This window comes from Escherichia albertii NBRC 107761 = DSM 17582 (assembly GCF_000759775.1).
In the GTDB taxonomy this organism is placed as follows: domain Bacteria; phylum Pseudomonadota; class Gammaproteobacteria; order Enterobacterales; family Enterobacteriaceae; genus Escherichia; species Escherichia albertii.
In genome coordinates, this window is the sequence record NZ_BBMY01000125.1 from 1 (window position 1) to 14956 (window position 14956).

Here is a 14956-nt window from a genome sequence, read left to right on the forward strand (position 1 = left end):
AAAATCCCAGACTCATCCCCGCCAGCACGCGAGTACTCTGGCGAAACCCATGCGATGTGGCGGAGCTAAGCGCCAGAATGTTATTTGGTCCGGGCGTCAGAGCGGTAATCAGGGTGTAGGTCCAAAAAGCACTTAAAAGGGTCGGTGTCACTTGTTATCTCCTCTGTTTTGATAGACAGTACCCGACATGGAAGATTTAAAAAAATGAATGTTTTTACATTCTTGATTCGATAATTTCGATAGGTTTGGGCTTATGGATTTGCGCCGTTTTATTACACTAAAAACTGTGGTTGAAGAGGGATCATTCTTGCGCGCATCGCAAAAATTGTGTTGTACGCAATCGACGGTAACCTTTCATATTCAGCAGCTTGAACAGGAATTTTCGGTCCAGTTATTTGAGAAGATTGGTCGCCGGATGTGCCTTACCCGTGAGGGAAAAAAGCTATTGCCGCATATCTATGAATTAACCCGAGTGATGGAAAACCTTCGCGATGCGGCGAAAAAAGAAGCGGAACCGGACGGCGAACTTCGCGTTGTTTCGGGCGAAACGTTGCTCTCTTACCGAATGCCGCAGGTGCTGCAACGTTTTCGACAACGGCGCCAAAAGTGCGTTTATCTTTGCAGTCGTTGAACTGTTACGTGATCCGTGATGCATTACTCAATGATGAAGCCGATGTTGGCATCTTTTATCGTGTAGGGAATGATGATGCTCTGAATCGACGAGAGTTGGGCGAACAATCGCTGGTGCTGGTGGCTTCACCACAAATTGCCGATGTCAATTTTACCGAGCCTGGCAGACATAACGCCTGTAGTTTTATTATCAATGAGCCGCAATGTGTTTTCCGGCAAATATTTGAGAGCACGCTGCGCCAACGGCGGATCACGGTAGAAAGCACCATTGAATTATTAAGTATTGAAAGTATCAAGCGTTGTGTCGCCGCGAACATTGGCGTCAGCTACTTACCGCGCTTTGCGGTGGAAAAAGAACTGGCGGGCGGCGAATTAATCGAATTACCTTTTGGCGAACAGTCGCAGACCATTACAGCAATGTGCGCGCACCATGCTGGAAAAGCGATTAGTCCGTCAATGCAAACTTTTATTCAGTGTGTTGAGGAGTGTTTTTTGCCTGGGTAAAAATAATGCCGGGCTTAAACCCGGCATTATGATTACTCTTCTGCCGTTTGCGGCGGTACGCCTGTTCCGCTTGGTTTGCGGCGTTTACCAATATTTTTGGTATCGCGATGGCGTTTTTTCACCCGCGGCTTCTCTTTCTCTTTAGCCTTTTTCTTCTCGGCACGCTTCGCCAACACTTTCTTCGATGGCTTGCCGCTCTGCTTCTCGCTTGGCGCGCGAGTTTTTGGTCGTAACTCATCAATTACACGAGCTTTAATCGGCTCTTCAATATAGCGGCCTACTTTGCCCAGCAGCAGATGGTCATGAGCTTCAACCAGCGAAATCGCCGTTCCTTTACGACCGGCGCGAGCGGTACGTCCGATGCGGTGTAGATAGGTATCGCCACTGCGCGGCATATCGAAGTTAAATACGTGGCTGACATCAGGAATATCGATACCACGTGCGGCAACGTCAGTCGCAACAAGTACATTTACGCGACCTTCGGTCAGACGCTTGATCGCTTCGTTACGCTTGCCTTGTACCATCTCGCCTTCGAGATAGCAGTTGTTGATACCCGCTTCGCGCAGCCAGTTTGCCAGTTCATGCACCCGCTCACGCTTACGCACAAATACGATTGAGCGAGTTGCTTCTGGCTGTTTTAACAGATGCACCAGCAGCGCGGTTTTATGTTCAAGATCATCAGCGCGGTAATACCACTGATGAATTTTTTTGCGCTCACGGGTGGATGGATTGGCAGAAACTTCCACTGGATCTTCCAGTAGACGTTCAGCAAAATCCTGAATAGCGTCGCCTTCCAGTGTTGCTGAGAAGAGCAGGGTCTGTTTACGCCAGCGGGTTTCGCCAGCAATGTGCTCGATGTCCTGGGCGAAGCCCATATCCAGCATACGGTCCGCTTCGTCGAGGATCAGCGTTTCAACTGCGCGGCAATCGAAGTTTTCTTCTTTTATATATTGCAGAAGGCGGCCTGTCGTAGCGACCACGATATCCTGATTTTCGCTGAACACTTCCGCATGGTTCATATAGGCCACGCCGCCGGTGATAGTGGCGATATCAAGATGCGTATGTTTCGCCAGTTCGCGGGCATGATCGGCCACCTGCATCGCCAGTTCGCGAGTCGGGGTAAGGATTAAAATACGCGGCGGACCGGATTTCTTACGTGGGAAATCGAGCAGGTGCTGCAACGCTGGCAGCAGATACGCCGCCGTTTTACCGGTGCCTGTCGGCGCAGAACCGAGTACATCACGGCCATCGAGCGCAGGCGGAATGGCGGCAGCCTGAATGGCGGTCGGGCGAGTGAAACCTTTATCCTGGAGGGCTTCCAGCAGGCTTTCGTCGAGTTCAAGTTCGGAAAAAGTCGTTACAGTCATGTTCTACCTCTGTGTGGGGCGCTGATTATAGACGTTACGGCTGCAATCTTCATCTGTTTGTATGGATATCGCTTCTCAGGTATTGTTCTCACCCGGTGCTATCGCCATTTTTCCAGCAAGGTTTTATTTACATGTCACAGTCTACATCCGTGCTTCGTCGTAATGGATTTACTTTTAAACAGTTTTTTGTCGCCCACGATCGCTGTGCGATGAAAGTGGGAACGGATGGTATTTTGCTGGGCGCATGGGCTCCGGTTGCTGGCGTAAAGCGCTGTCTTGATATCGGCACCGGTAGCGGGTTGCTGGCGTTGATGCTGGCGCAGCGTACCGACGATAGCGTGATGATTGATGCCGTTGAGCTGGACAGTGAAGCAGCAACTCAGGCGCAGGAAAATGTCGCCCAGTCCCCGTGGGCACATCGTGTTAATGTCCATACGGCAGATATTCAGCAGTGGATATCCCGACAGACCACGCGTTTTGACTTAATTATCAGTAATCCGCCGTATTATCAGCAGGGCGTCGAGTGTGCGACGCCGCAGCGGGAGCAGGCACGCTATACCACTACGCTGGATCACCAGTCGTTACTGAACTGCGCGGCGGAGTGCATGACCGAAGAGGGATTTTTCTGTGTGGTGTTGCCAGAGCAAATTGGTAATGGTTTTACTGAACTGGCATTAAGTATGGGCTGGCATTTACGTTTGCGGACGGATGTGGCGGAAAACGAAGCGCGATTGCCGCATCGGGTGCTGTTGGCATTCTCCCCACAAGCAGAGGAGTTTTTTAGCGATCGCTTAGTGATACGTGGGCCAGACCAGAACTATTCCGAAGCGTACACTGCACTGACCCAGGCTTTTTATCTGTTTATGTAAAAGTTGCTAGGGGAAAGGATCGACGGACCGGAATGCGTGAGTAGCTCCGGGTAATCCAGCGTAAAATGCAGGCCACGGCTCTCCTTGCGCATCATCGCACAGCGAACAATCAACTCGGCAACCTGTACCAGATTACGCAACTCCAGCAAATTATTTGATACGCGGAAATGGGCGTAATATTCGTCTATTTCTTGTTGCAGCATATTGATCCGCCGCAGAGCGCGTTCCAGGCGCTTGGTTGTGCGCACAATCCCAACGTAATCCCACATAAACAGGCGTAACTCGTGCCAGTTATGTTGAATCACTACCCGTTCGTCAGGGTTCTCAACCCGGCTTTCGTCCCACGGCGGTAGCATACTGGCGCCGTGAGCATAAGGCATGCGCCTGGTAATATCTTCCGCCGCCGACCAGCCATAGACCAGACACTCCAGCAAGGAGTTAGAGGCCATGCGGTTAGCACCATGTAAGCCCGTATAACTCACTTCTCCAATGGCATACAGGCCATCAACATCGGTACGCCCATAATCATCCACCATCACGCCGCCACAGGTGTAGTGTGCAGCAGGCACTATCGGTACGGGGTCTTTAGTGAGATTAATACCCAGCCCCAGCAACTTTTCATAAATCATCGGGAAATGGTGGCGAATAAATTCGGCGGGCTTATGACTGATATCAAGGAACATACAATCTGCGCCGAGGCGTTTCATTTCATGGTCAATGGCGCGGGCGACAATATCGCGTGGGGCTAGTTCGCCACGCTCATCAAAATCGGCCATAAACCGCGTGCCGTCCGGGCGTTTCAAATAAGCGCCTTCGCCGCGTAAAGCTTCCGTTAACAGGAAATTGCGTGCCTGCGGATGATACAGCGCGGTAGGGTGAAACTGATTAAATTCGAGATTGGCGACCCGGCAACCAGCACGCCAGGCCATGGCAATGCCGTCGCCAGAGGAAATATCTGGATTGGTAGTATATTGATAAACTTTCGATGCGCCGCCAGTTGCCAACACCACCGCTTTTGCATGACAGGTTTCTACAGCTTCTTTATTACGATTCCATACCCATGCACCGACAACCCGTCGTGCTCCCGGCAACCCAATTTTATCGGAAATAATCAGATCGACGGCATTACTACGCTCCAGCACACGAATGTTCGGATGGTTCTGCGCCTTGCTTACCAGCGTGGTTTCTACTTCTTTACCTGTGGCGTCGGCAGCATGGAGAATACGGCGATGGCTGTGACCACCTTCGCGTGTCAGATGGTAGCTTTCTTTGCCATTTGGCTGAATGTGAGTATCAAACAACACCCCCTGATCGATTAACCATTGTACGCAGGAGCGTGCATTGCTGGCGACAAACTCGACTGCATGGCGATCGCAGATTCCGCTACCGGCAATTAATGTATCTTCCACATGCGAGTCGATACTGTCAGTTTCATCAAACACGGCGGCAATTCCGCCCTGAGCATAAAACGTCGAGCCTTCTGTAACCAAACCTTTGCTAAGAACGATAACCTGATGTTTATCCGCCAGACGCAACGCCAGTGAAAGCCCGGCCGCGCCACTACCAATAATCAGCACATCACAAGAATGTTCAGGGAGAGTATTCATTTTGTTTGTTTAATTTACTAAACACAGTTCGGTCAGCATAGCATCATGTTGTGCAAATAAACACCTGCTATTTTAATGCTTGTTACAATGGCTAAACAGAGCGGGCCAGTGCGGAGGAAAAAAGAGAAGTTGCTCGCTGGCGAAGGATTAGGTGATGAAATAAAAAGGCCGTTGGGTTACTCTTCAGGCAGTTAAATGAGCATTTCTACACAGATAATGCGTTGTTCAGATTCTGTAGACTTATAATGATAGATAATGATCCGTCTACAGCATGACAAACAAAAACAGATGCGTTACGGAACTTTACAAAAACGAGACACTCTAACCCTTTGCTTGCTCGAATTGCAGCTAATGGAGTGGCGTTTCGATAGCGCGTGGATATTTGGTTTGGGGAGACTTTACCTCGGATGAGCGAGCAGTTAACGGACCAGGTCCTGGTTGAACGGGTCCAGAAGGGAGATCAGAAAGCCTTTAACTTACTGGTAGTACGCTATCAGCATAAAGTGGCGAGTCTGGTTTCCCGCTATGTGCCGTCGGGTGATGTTCCCGATGTGGTACAAGAAGCTTTTATTAAAGCCTATCGTGCGCTGGATTCATTCCGGGGAGATAGCGCTTTTTATACATGGTTGTATCGGATTGCTGTTAATACAGCAAAAAATTACCTGGTTGCTCAGGGGCGTCGTCCACCTTCCAGTGATGTGGATGCCATTGAAGCAGAAAACTTCGAAAGTGGCGGCGCGCTGAAAGAAATTTCGAACCCTGAGAACTTAATGTTGTCAGAAGAACTGAGACAGATAGTTTTCCGAACTATTGAGTCCCTCCCGGAAGATTTACGCATGGCAATAACCTTGCGGGAGCTGGATGGCCTGAGCTATGAAGAGATAGCCGCTATCATGGATTGTCCGGTAGGTACGGTGCGTTCACGTATCTTCCGAGCGAGGGAAGCTATTGATAATAAAGTTCAACCGCTTATCAGGCGTTGACGATAGCGGGATACTGGATAAGGGTATTAGGCATGCAGAAAGAACAACTTTCCGCTTTAATGGATGGCGAAACGCTGGATAGTGAGCTGCTTAACGAACTGGCTCATAACCCAGAAATGCAGAAAACTTGGGCAAGCTATCACTTAATCCGTGATTCTATGCGGGGTGATACTCCCGAGGTACTTCATTTCGATATCTCTTCACGCGTGATGGCAGCCATTGAAGAAGAGCCAGTTCGCCGACCAGCGACATTAATCCCGGAGGCCCAGCCTGCTCCACACCAATGGCAGAAAATGCCATTCTGGCAGAAAGTTCGTCCGTGGGCGGCGCAGCTTACCCAAATGGGCGTAGCAGCATGCGTATCGCTTGCAGTTATCGTTGGCGTCCAGCACTATAATGGACAATCTGAAACGTCCCAGCAGCCTGAAACACCGGTATTTAATACTCTGCCGATGATGGGTAAAGCCAGTCCGGTAAGCCTGGGAGTACCTTCTGAAGCGACTGCAAACAATGGTCAACAGCAGCAGGTACAGGAGCAGCGTCGTCGCATTAATGCTATGTTGCAGGATTACGAACTGCAACGCCGACTCCACTCCGAACAGCTTCAGTTTGAGCAGGCCCAGACACAGCAAGCTGCTGTCCAGGTGCCAGGAATTCAAACTTTAGGAACGCAATCGCAGTAATGAAGCAACTTTGGTTTGCCATGTCATTAGTGACAGGTAGCCTGCTATTCTCTGCTAACGCCTCGGCGACACCCGCGTCCGGGGCGTTATTACAGCAGATGAATCTGGCCAGCCAGTCACTGAATTACGAGCTGTCATTCATCAGCATCAATAAACAAGGTGTTGAGTCTCTGCGTTATCGACATGCACGCCTCGATAACCGTCCTCTTGCACAACTGCTGCAAATGGATGGCCCGCGCCGGGAAGTGGTACAGCGCGGCAATGAAATCAGTTACTTTGAGCCGGGCCTTGAACCGTTCACGCTTAATGGCGATTACATTGTTGATTCTCTGCCATCGCTCATCTATACCGATTTCAAACGCCTTTCTCCTTACTATGATTTTATCTCTGTAGGGCGTACCCGTATTGCTGACCGCTTATGTGAGGTAATTCGCGTAGTCGCTCGTGATGGCACACGCTACAGCTACATCGTGTGGATGGATACCGAATCGAAATTACCGATGCGGGTTGATCTCCTTGATCGCGATGGTGAAACGCTGGAGCAATTTCGCGTGATTGCTTTTAACATCAATCAGGATATCAGCAGCAGTATGCAGACGCTGGCGAAGGCTAATTTGCCGCCGCTGCTTTCTGTTCCTGTAGGTGAAAAAGCCAAATTCAACTGGACTCCAGCCTGGTTGCCGCAGGGCTTTAGCGAAGTCTCCAGTAGCCGACGCCCGTTACCGACGATGGATAACATGCCCATCGAATCGCGTCTCTATTCCGATGGATTATTCAGCTTCTCGGTAAACGTTAACCGTGCTACACCATCGAGCACCGATCAGATGTTGCGCACCGGACGCAGAACCGTCAGCACCAGTGTGCGCGATAACGCGGAAATCACCATTGTCGGTGAACTGCCGCCGCAAACCGCGAAACGCATTGCCGAGAATATTAAGTTCGGGGCGGCACAATGATCAAAGAGTGGGCAACTGTCGTCTCCTGGCAAAATGGACAGGCGTTGGTCAGTTGTGATGTTAAATCCTCATGCTGCAGTTGCGCTTCCCGCACAGGTTGCGGTAGCCGAGTGTTGAATAAACTTGGGCCGCAAACGACTCACACTATCGTCGTGCCCTGTGATGAACCGCTGGTGCCGGGGCAAAAAGTCGAACTTGGAATCGCTGAAGGCAGCCTGCTAAGCTCCGCATTGCTGGTTTATATGTCGCCGCTGGTGGGATTATTCCTTGTCGCTTCGCTATTTCAGCTACTCTTTGCTTCAGATATTGCAGCATTATGCGGTGCGATCCTCGGCAGCGTTGGCGGGTTCCTGATTGCGCGCGGCTACTCACGTAAGTTTGCTGCGCGAACAGAATGGCAACCGATCATTTTAAGCGTGGCATTGCCGCCCGGCCTTGTGCGATTTGAAACATCTTCGGAAGACGCGAGCCAGTGATTTCACTGGCTTTGTTTTATTTTGCATAACAAATGCGAGGACGTTTCCAGATACCACAATCCATACGGCATGAACATTTCCTCGCCTCAATGTTGTAGTGTAGAATGCGGCGTTTCTATTAATACAGACGTTAAGCTCAGAACAGCGACTTTTAAAAGCCTGGTTAGCCGGGCGTTAAGGCACAATAATCATACTTTATGAAGAATATACGTAACTTTTCGATCATTGCTCACATTGACCACGGTAAATCGACGCTGTCTGACCGTATTATCCAGATCTGCGGTGGCCTGTCTGACCGTGAAATGGAGGCGCAAGTTCTCGATTCCATGGATCTTGAGCGTGAGCGTGGCATTACTATCAAAGCGCAGAGCGTGACGCTGGATTATAAAGCGTCCGATGGCGAAACCTATCAACTTAACTTTATCGACACTCCGGGTCATGTCGACTTCTCTTATGAAGTTTCTCGCTCGTTGGCTGCCTGTGAAGGGGCATTGCTGGTGGTTGATGCCGGGCAGGGGGTTGAAGCGCAAACCCTGGCGAACTGTTATACCGCGATGGAAATGGATCTCGAAGTGGTGCCGGTACTTAACAAGATTGACTTACCGGCAGCAGATCCTGAGCGCGTGGCGGAAGAGATTGAAGATATTGTCGGTATCGACGCCACCGATGCTGTACGTTGTTCCGCGAAAACCGGCGTTGGCGTGCAGGACGTTCTCGAACGTCTGGTACGCGATATTCCGCCGCCGGAAGGTGATCCAGAAGGTCCGTTGCAGGCGCTGATTATCGACTCTTGGTTCGACAACTACTTGGGGGTTGTTTCACTTATCCGTATTAAAAACGGCACCCTGCGTAAGGGTGACAAAGTGAAAGTTATGAGCACCGGGCAGACCTATAACGCCGACCGCCTGGGGATCTTCACGCCAAAACAGGTTGATCGTACTGAACTGAAATGCGGTGAAGTCGGTTGGCTGGTGTGTGCAATCAAAGACATCCACGGCGCTCCAGTAGGCGATACCTTAACGCTGGCGCGTAATCCGGCAGAAAAGGCGCTGCCTGGCTTTAAGAAAGTCAAACCGCAGGTATATGCCGGTCTGTTCCCGGTAAGCTCCGACGACTATGAAGCCTTCCGCGACGCACTGGGCAAACTGAGTCTGAACGATGCCTCGCTGTTCTATGAACCGGAAAGCTCGAGTGCGCTGGGCTTTGGCTTCCGCTGTGGCTTCCTCGGTCTGCTGCACATGGAGATCATCCAGGAGCGTCTGGAGCGTGAGTACGATCTGGACCTGATTACCACGGCGCCGACCGTAGTGTATGAAGTTGAAACTACGGCGAAAGAAGTTATCTACGTCGACAGCCCATCTAAGCTGCCAGCGGTAAATAACATCTATGAACTGCGCGAACCGATCGCGGAATGCCACATGCTGCTGCCGCAGGCATATCTCGGTAACGTTATTACGCTGTGCGTAGAAAAACGTGGCGTACAGACCAACATGGTTTACCACGGTAATCAGGTGGCGCTGACGTACGAGATCCCGATGGCGGAAGTGGTGCTCGACTTCTTCGATCGCCTGAAGTCCACTTCGCGTGGCTATGCGTCTCTGGATTATAACTTCAAACGCTTCCAGGCGTCTGACATGGTGCGTGTTGACGTATTAATCAACGGTGAACGTGTTGATGCGCTGGCGTTGATCACCCACCGTGATAATTCACAAAACCGTGGTCGCGAGCTGGTGGAGAAGATGAAAGATCTGATTCCGCGTCAGCAGTTTGATATCGCTATTCAGGCCGCGATTGGTACGCACATTATTGCGCGTTCTACCGTTAAACAGTTGCGTAAAAACGTACTGGCTAAATGTTATGGCGGTGATATCAGCCGTAAGAAAAAGCTGTTACAGAAGCAGAAAGAAGGTAAGAAACGTATGAAGCAGATCGGTAACGTCGAACTGCCGCAGGAAGCGTTCCTCGCCATTCTGCACGTCGGCAAAGACAACAAATAACCCTTAGGAGTTGGCATGGCGAATATGTTTGCCCTGATTCTGGTGATTGCCACATTGGTGACGGGCATTTTATGGTGCGTGGATAAATTCTTTTTCGCACCTAAGCGACGGGAACGTCAGGCAGCGGCGCAGGCGGCTGCCGGGGACTCACTGGATAAAGCAACGCTGAAAAAAGTTGCGCCGAAGCCAGGCTGGTTGGAAACTGGCGCTTCTGTATTTCCGGTGCTGGCTGTTGTGTTAATTGTGCGTTCATTTATTTATGAACCATTCCAGATCCCGTCAGGTTCGATGATGCCGACTTTGTTAATCGGTGACTTCATTCTGGTGGAGAAATTTGCTTATGGCATTAAAGATCCGATCTATCAAAAAACGCTGATCGAAACCGGTCATCCGAAACGTGGTGATATCGTGGTCTTTAAATACCCGGAAGATCCGAAGCTTGATTACATCAAGCGTGCGGTGGGCTTGCCTGGCGATAAAGTCACTTACGATCCGGTCACGAAGGAACTAACGATTCAACCGGGATGCAGTTCCGGTCAGGCGTGTGAAAAGGCGCTGCCGATTACTTACTCCAACGTTGAACCGAGTGATTTCGTACAGACTTTCTCACGTCGCAACGGCGGAGAAGCAACCAGCGGATTCTTTGAAGTGCCGAAAGGCGAAACCAAAGAAAATGGTATTCGTCTTTCCGAACGTAAAGAGACGCTGGGTGATGTGACACATCGCATTCTGACTGTGCCAATCGCGCAGGATCAGGTTGGGATGTATTACCGGCAGCCAGGACAACAAGTGGCAACCTGGATTGTGCCGCCGGGTCAATATTTCATGATGGGTGATAACCGCGATAACAGCGCGGACAGCCGTTATTGGGGCTTTGTGCCGGAAGCTAACCTGGTTGGTCGGGCAACGGCTATCTGGATGAGTTTCGATAAGCAAGAAGGCGAATGGCCGACAGGCGTACGCTTAAATCGCATTGGTGGTATCCACTAATTGCCGCTCACAGTTTACGTTGCCGTCATTTTGGCGGCAACGTAAATTATTTATGCGATAAATCTCCCCTGGCTAACGACATCCCTTGTCGTTGTGTATAGAATATTCCCCCGAAGTTTAAGGTTGGCGCCTCCTGGTTGCCACGGCACACGAAACAGCGTTGGTTTCCATATACTGGCATAATGAATCCGCAGCAAAGCGGGGGAGCAGAGCCCATGTATATCAGGTCTGTTTCGTGTGCTGAATTGTTGACGCATTTATTTATTGGTATCGCATGAACCCCATCGTAATTAATCGGCTTCAACGGAAGCTGGGCTACACTTTTAATCATCAGGAATTGTTGCAGCAGGCATTAACGCATCGTAGTGCCAGCAGCAAACACAACGAGCGTTTAGAATTTTTAGGCGACTCTATTTTGAGCTACGTTATCGCCAATGCGCTGTATCACCGCTTCCCGCGTGTGGATGAGGGTGATATGAGCCGTATGCGCGCTACTTTAGTCCGTGGTAATACGCTGGCTGAACTGGCGCGCGAATTTGAGCTAGGCGAGTGCTTACGTTTGGGACCAGGTGAACTTAAAAGCGGTGGATTTCGTCGTGAGTCAATTCTCGCCGACACCGTTGAAGCATTGATTGGCGGCGTATTCCTCGACAGCGATATTCAGACCGTCGAGAAATTAATCCTTAACTGGTATCAAACGCGTCTGGATGAAATTAGTCCAGGCGATAAACAAAAAGATCCGAAAACGCGTCTGCAGGAATATTTGCAGGGCCGCCATCTGCCGCTGCCGACTTATCTGGTGGTCCAGGTCCGTGGCGAAGCGCATGATCAGGAATTTACTATCCACTGCCAGGTCAGCGGCCTGAGTGAACCGGTGGTAGGCACAGGTTCAAGCCGTCGTAAGGCTGAGCAGGCTGCCGCCGAACAGGCGTTGAAAAAACTGGAGCTGGAATGAGCATCGATAAAAGTTACTGCGGATTTATTGCCATCGTCGGACGTCCGAACGTTGGCAAATCCACTCTGCTAAACAAACTGTTGGGGCAGAAGATCTCCATCACTTCCCGTAAAGCGCAGACAACCCGTCACCGCATTGTGGGGATTCATACTGAAGGCGCGTATCAGGCTATCTACGTCGATACCCCTGGTCTGCATATGGAAGAAAAACGCGCCATTAACCGCCTGATGAACAGAGCGGCAAGCAGTTCCATTGGCGACGTTGAGCTGGTGATTTTTGTGGTCGAAGGCACCCGCTGGACGCCAGATGACGAAATGGTGCTCAACAAACTGCGTGATGGCAAAGCGCCGGTGATCCTCGCGGTGAATAAAGTGGACAACGTGCAGGAAAAAGCCGATCTGCTGCCGCACTTACAGTTTCTTGCCAGCCAGATGAATTTCCTCGATATTGTGCCAATCTCCGCCGAAACCGGACTTAACGTTGACACTATCGCGGCAATCGTGCGCAAACACCTGCCTGAAGCGACGCATCACTTCCCGGAAGATTACATCACCGATCGCTCGCAGCGTTTCATGGCCTCCGAGATTATCCGTGAAAAACTGATGCGTTTCCTCGGCGCTGAACTGCCGTACTCCGTGACCGTGGAGATTGAACGTTTCGTCTCTAACGAACGCGGTGGTTATGACATCAACGGTTTGATCCTCGTTGAGCGTGAAGGGCAGAAGAAGATGGTCATCGGCAACAAAGGGGCCAAGATTAAAACCATCGGTATTGAAGCGCGTAAAGACATGCAGGAAATGTTTGAAGCGCCTGTCCACCTGGAGCTGTGGGTGAAAGTGAAATCTGGCTGGGCCGATGACGAACGCGCATTGCGTAGTCTCGGTTACGTTGACGATCTTTAATTCGCATACTCTATGGCTTTCGAGGTGCAGGAAGGCGGCAAGACCATGAATCCCAGGGAGCTTACTAAAGTAAGTGACCAGGGTGAACGGGGGCAGCCAAGGCACCTGCAACTTGAAAGGCGACGAGTATGATGGAAGGCTGGCAGCGCGCATTTGTCCTGCATAGCCGCCCGTGGAGCGAAACCAGCCTGATGCTGGACGTCTTCACGGAGGAATCGGGTCGTGTGCGTCTGGTTGCCAAAGGCGCACGCTCTAAACGTTCTACTCTGAAAGGCGCATTACAGCCTTTCACGCCTCTCTTGCTACGTTTCGGCGGACGTGGTGAAATCAAAACGCTGCGCAGTGCTGAGGCAGTGTCGCTGGCGCTGCCATTAAGCGGTATTACGCTTTACAGCGGTCTTTACATTAACGAACTTCTCTCCCGCGTGCTGGAATACGAAACACGCTTCTCGGAACTCTTTTTCGATTATCTGCACTGTATTCAGTCTCTGGCTGGCGCCACTGGTACGCCAGAACCGGCATTACGTCGCTTTGAGCTGGCGCTGCTGGGGCATCTGGGATATGGCGTTAATTTTATGCACTGTGCTGGTAGCGGCGAACCGGTGGATGACACCATGACATATCGTTATCGAGAAGAAAAAGGGTTTATCGCAAGCGTCGTTATTGACAACAAAACCTTCACCGGAAGGCAGTTGAAAGCGTTACACGCGCGGGAATTTCCTGACGCAGACACACTGCGGGCTGCGAAACGCTTTACCCGAATGGCGCTAAAGCCTTATCTTGGCGGTAAACCTTTAAAGAGCAGGGAACTGTTCCGGCAGTTTATGCCTAAGCGAACGGTGAAAACACATAATGACTAATGAGGATTGTCATGGCTGAATTACTGTTGGGCGTCAATATTGACCATATTGCAACGCTGCGTAACGCACGCGGTACTGCTTACCCGGATCCGGTGCAGGCGGCGTTTATTGCCGAGCAGGCTGGCGCAGATGGCATTACCGTGCATTTGCGTGAAGATCGCCGCCACATTACTGACCGCGACGTGCGCATCCTGCGTCAGACGCTGGATACCCGCATGAATCTGGAGATGGCTGTCACTGAAGAGATGCTGGCGATCGCAGTTGAGACGAAGCCGCATTTTTGCTGTCTGGTACCGGAAAAGCGCCAGGAAGTGACAACCGAAGGCGGCCTGGACGTCGCAGGGCAGCGTGGCAAAATGCGCGATGCCTGCAAACGTCTGGCGGATGCCGGGATTCAGGTTTCTCTGTTTATCGACGCTGATGAAGAGCAGATTAAAGCGGCAGCGGACGTCGGCGCACCGTTTATCGAGATCCATACCGGTTGCTATGCCGATGCCAAAACTGACGCCGAACAGGCGCAAGAGCTGGCGCGTATAGCCAAAGCAGCAAGCTTTGCCGCAAGTCTCGGTCTGAAAGTTAACGCTGGTCACGGTCTGACCTATCACAACGTGAAAGCCATTGCCGCCATTCCTGAGATGCACGAACTGAATATCGGTCATGCCATTATTGGTCGTGCAGTGATGACCGGACTGAAAGATGCCGTGGCTGAAATGAAGCGCCTGATGCTGGAAGCCAGAGGCTGATGGCAATATTAGGTTTAGGCATGGATATTGTGGAGATCGCCCGCATAGAAGCGGTGATCGCCCGCTCCGGTGAACGTCTGGCACGTCGCGTATTAAGCGATAACGAATGGGACATCTGGAAAGCACACCACCAGCCGGTGCGTTTTCTGGCAAAGCGTTTTGCTGTGAAAGAAGCAGCGGCAAAAGCGTTTGGCACAGGCATTCGTAATGGTCTGGCATTTAATCAGTTTGAGGTGTTCAATGATGAACTCGGCAAGCCACAATTGCGGCTGTGGGGCGAGGCACTAAAACTGGCGGAAAAACTGGGTGTTGTAAATATGCATGTAACGCTGGCAGATGAACGCCACTATGCTTGTGCCACGGTAATTATTGAAAGTTAAAATAATACCGTTCTCTTTAAAAAGTAAAACCCCCGAACTGGTAAGGAACGGGGG

The 14956-nt window shown here is 50.9% G+C and carries 15 protein-coding genes and 2 pseudogenes; 14 read left to right on the top strand and 3 right to left on the bottom strand.

Going from position 1 to position 14956, the window contains the following annotated elements:
- Positions 1–151, bottom strand: a pseudogene (locus tag EA14781_RS25300) (cysteine/O-acetylserine transporter); the annotation flags it as partial.
- A gap of 102 nt (positions 152–253) precedes the next feature.
- Between EA14781_RS25300 and EA14781_RS25305 the strand changes: the two are divergent.
- A pseudogene (locus EA14781_RS25305) lies at positions 254–1134 on the top strand (LysR family transcriptional regulator).
- Positions 1135–1166: 32 nt separating this feature from the next.
- Here the strand turns inward: EA14781_RS25305 and srmB are convergent.
- The gene (gene srmB, locus EA14781_RS18390) at positions 1167–2501 is read right to left on the bottom strand and encodes an ATP-dependent RNA helicase SrmB (RefSeq protein ID WP_000219189.1); all 1335 of its coding nucleotides are present in this window, start codon (positions 2499–2501) and stop codon (positions 1167–1169) included.
- 131 nt (positions 2502–2632) lie between these two features.
- Here srmB and trmN point away from each other — a divergent pair, with 131 nt between their 5' ends.
- Positions 2633–3370 (top strand): tRNA(1)(Val) (adenine(37)-N(6))-methyltransferase TrmN, encoded by a 738-nt coding sequence (gene trmN, locus EA14781_RS18395; RefSeq protein ID WP_002461529.1) that lies wholly within the window; start codon positions 2633–2635, stop codon positions 3368–3370.
- Here the strand turns inward: trmN and nadB are convergent.
- The gene (gene nadB / locus EA14781_RS18400; protein ID WP_001094455.1) at positions 3355–4977 is read right to left on the bottom strand and encodes an L-aspartate oxidase; all 1623 of its coding nucleotides are present in this window, start codon (positions 4975–4977) and stop codon (positions 3355–3357) included. The genes trmN and nadB overlap by 16 nt on opposite strands.
- Positions 4978–5232: 255 nt before the next feature.
- Here nadB and rseD point away from each other — a divergent pair, with 255 nt between their 5' ends.
- From rseD to acpS, 12 genes are all read left to right on the top strand, one after another.
- Positions 5233–5388: a rpoE leader peptide RseD gene (gene rseD, locus EA14781_RS24975; protein WP_010342848.1), complete on the top strand. Its 156-nt coding sequence runs from the start codon at positions 5233–5235 to the stop codon at positions 5386–5388.
- A complete protein-coding gene (rpoE, locus tag EA14781_RS18410) occupies positions 5385–5960 on the top strand; it encodes an RNA polymerase sigma factor RpoE (RefSeq protein WP_001295364.1) in 576 nt (191 codons plus the stop codon). Before rseD ends, rpoE begins: the two co-directional genes overlap by 4 nt.
- Positions 5961–5992: 32 nt before the next feature.
- Positions 5993–6643 (top strand): anti-sigma-E factor RseA, encoded by a 651-nt coding sequence (gene rseA / locus EA14781_RS18415; protein ID WP_001168444.1) that lies wholly within the window; start codon positions 5993–5995, stop codon positions 6641–6643.
- Positions 6643–7599 carry a sigma-E factor regulatory protein RseB gene (gene rseB / locus EA14781_RS18420; protein WP_000812039.1) on the top strand — a complete coding sequence of 319 codons (957 nt, stop codon included), beginning with the start codon at positions 6643–6645 and terminating at the stop codon, positions 7597–7599. Before rseA ends, rseB begins: the two co-directional genes overlap by 1 nt.
- Complete coding sequence (gene rseC / locus EA14781_RS18425) at positions 7596–8075, top strand: SoxR-reducing system protein RseC (RefSeq protein ID WP_000589079.1); 480 nt, start codon at positions 7596–7598, stop codon at positions 8073–8075. Before rseB ends, rseC begins: the two co-directional genes overlap by 4 nt.
- A 197-nt stretch (positions 8076–8272) precedes the next feature.
- Positions 8273–10072: a translation elongation factor 4 gene (gene lepA / locus EA14781_RS18430; protein WP_000790164.1), complete on the top strand. Its 1800-nt coding sequence runs from the start codon at positions 8273–8275 to the stop codon at positions 10070–10072.
- A 15-nt stretch (positions 10073–10087) separates the two neighbouring features.
- Positions 10088–11062, top strand: a complete 975-nt coding sequence (gene lepB / locus EA14781_RS18435) for a signal peptidase I (RefSeq protein WP_000002550.1) — start codon at positions 10088–10090, stop codon at positions 11060–11062.
- Positions 11063–11336: 274 nt separating this feature from the next.
- Positions 11337–12017, top strand: a complete 681-nt coding sequence (rnc, locus tag EA14781_RS18440) for a ribonuclease III (RefSeq protein ID WP_001068343.1) — start codon at positions 11337–11339, stop codon at positions 12015–12017.
- Positions 12014–12919, top strand: a complete 906-nt coding sequence (gene era, locus EA14781_RS18445; RefSeq protein ID WP_000020750.1) for a GTPase Era — start codon at positions 12014–12016, stop codon at positions 12917–12919. Before rnc ends, era begins: the two co-directional genes overlap by 4 nt.
- A 131-nt stretch (positions 12920–13050) precedes the next feature.
- On the top strand, positions 13051–13779 hold the full coding sequence (recO, locus tag EA14781_RS18450) for a DNA repair protein RecO (protein WP_024164740.1): 729 nt from the start codon (positions 13051–13053) through the stop codon (positions 13777–13779).
- A gap of 11 nt (positions 13780–13790) precedes the next feature.
- On the top strand, positions 13791–14522 hold the full coding sequence (pdxJ, locus tag EA14781_RS18455) for a pyridoxine 5'-phosphate synthase (RefSeq protein WP_002461534.1): 732 nt from the start codon (positions 13791–13793) through the stop codon (positions 14520–14522).
- Complete coding sequence (gene acpS / locus EA14781_RS18460; RefSeq protein ID WP_000986020.1) at positions 14522–14902, top strand: holo-ACP synthase; 381 nt, start codon at positions 14522–14524, stop codon at positions 14900–14902. The genes pdxJ and acpS overlap by 1 nt, the downstream gene beginning before the upstream one ends.
- Positions 14903–14956: the final 54 nt, after the last annotated feature.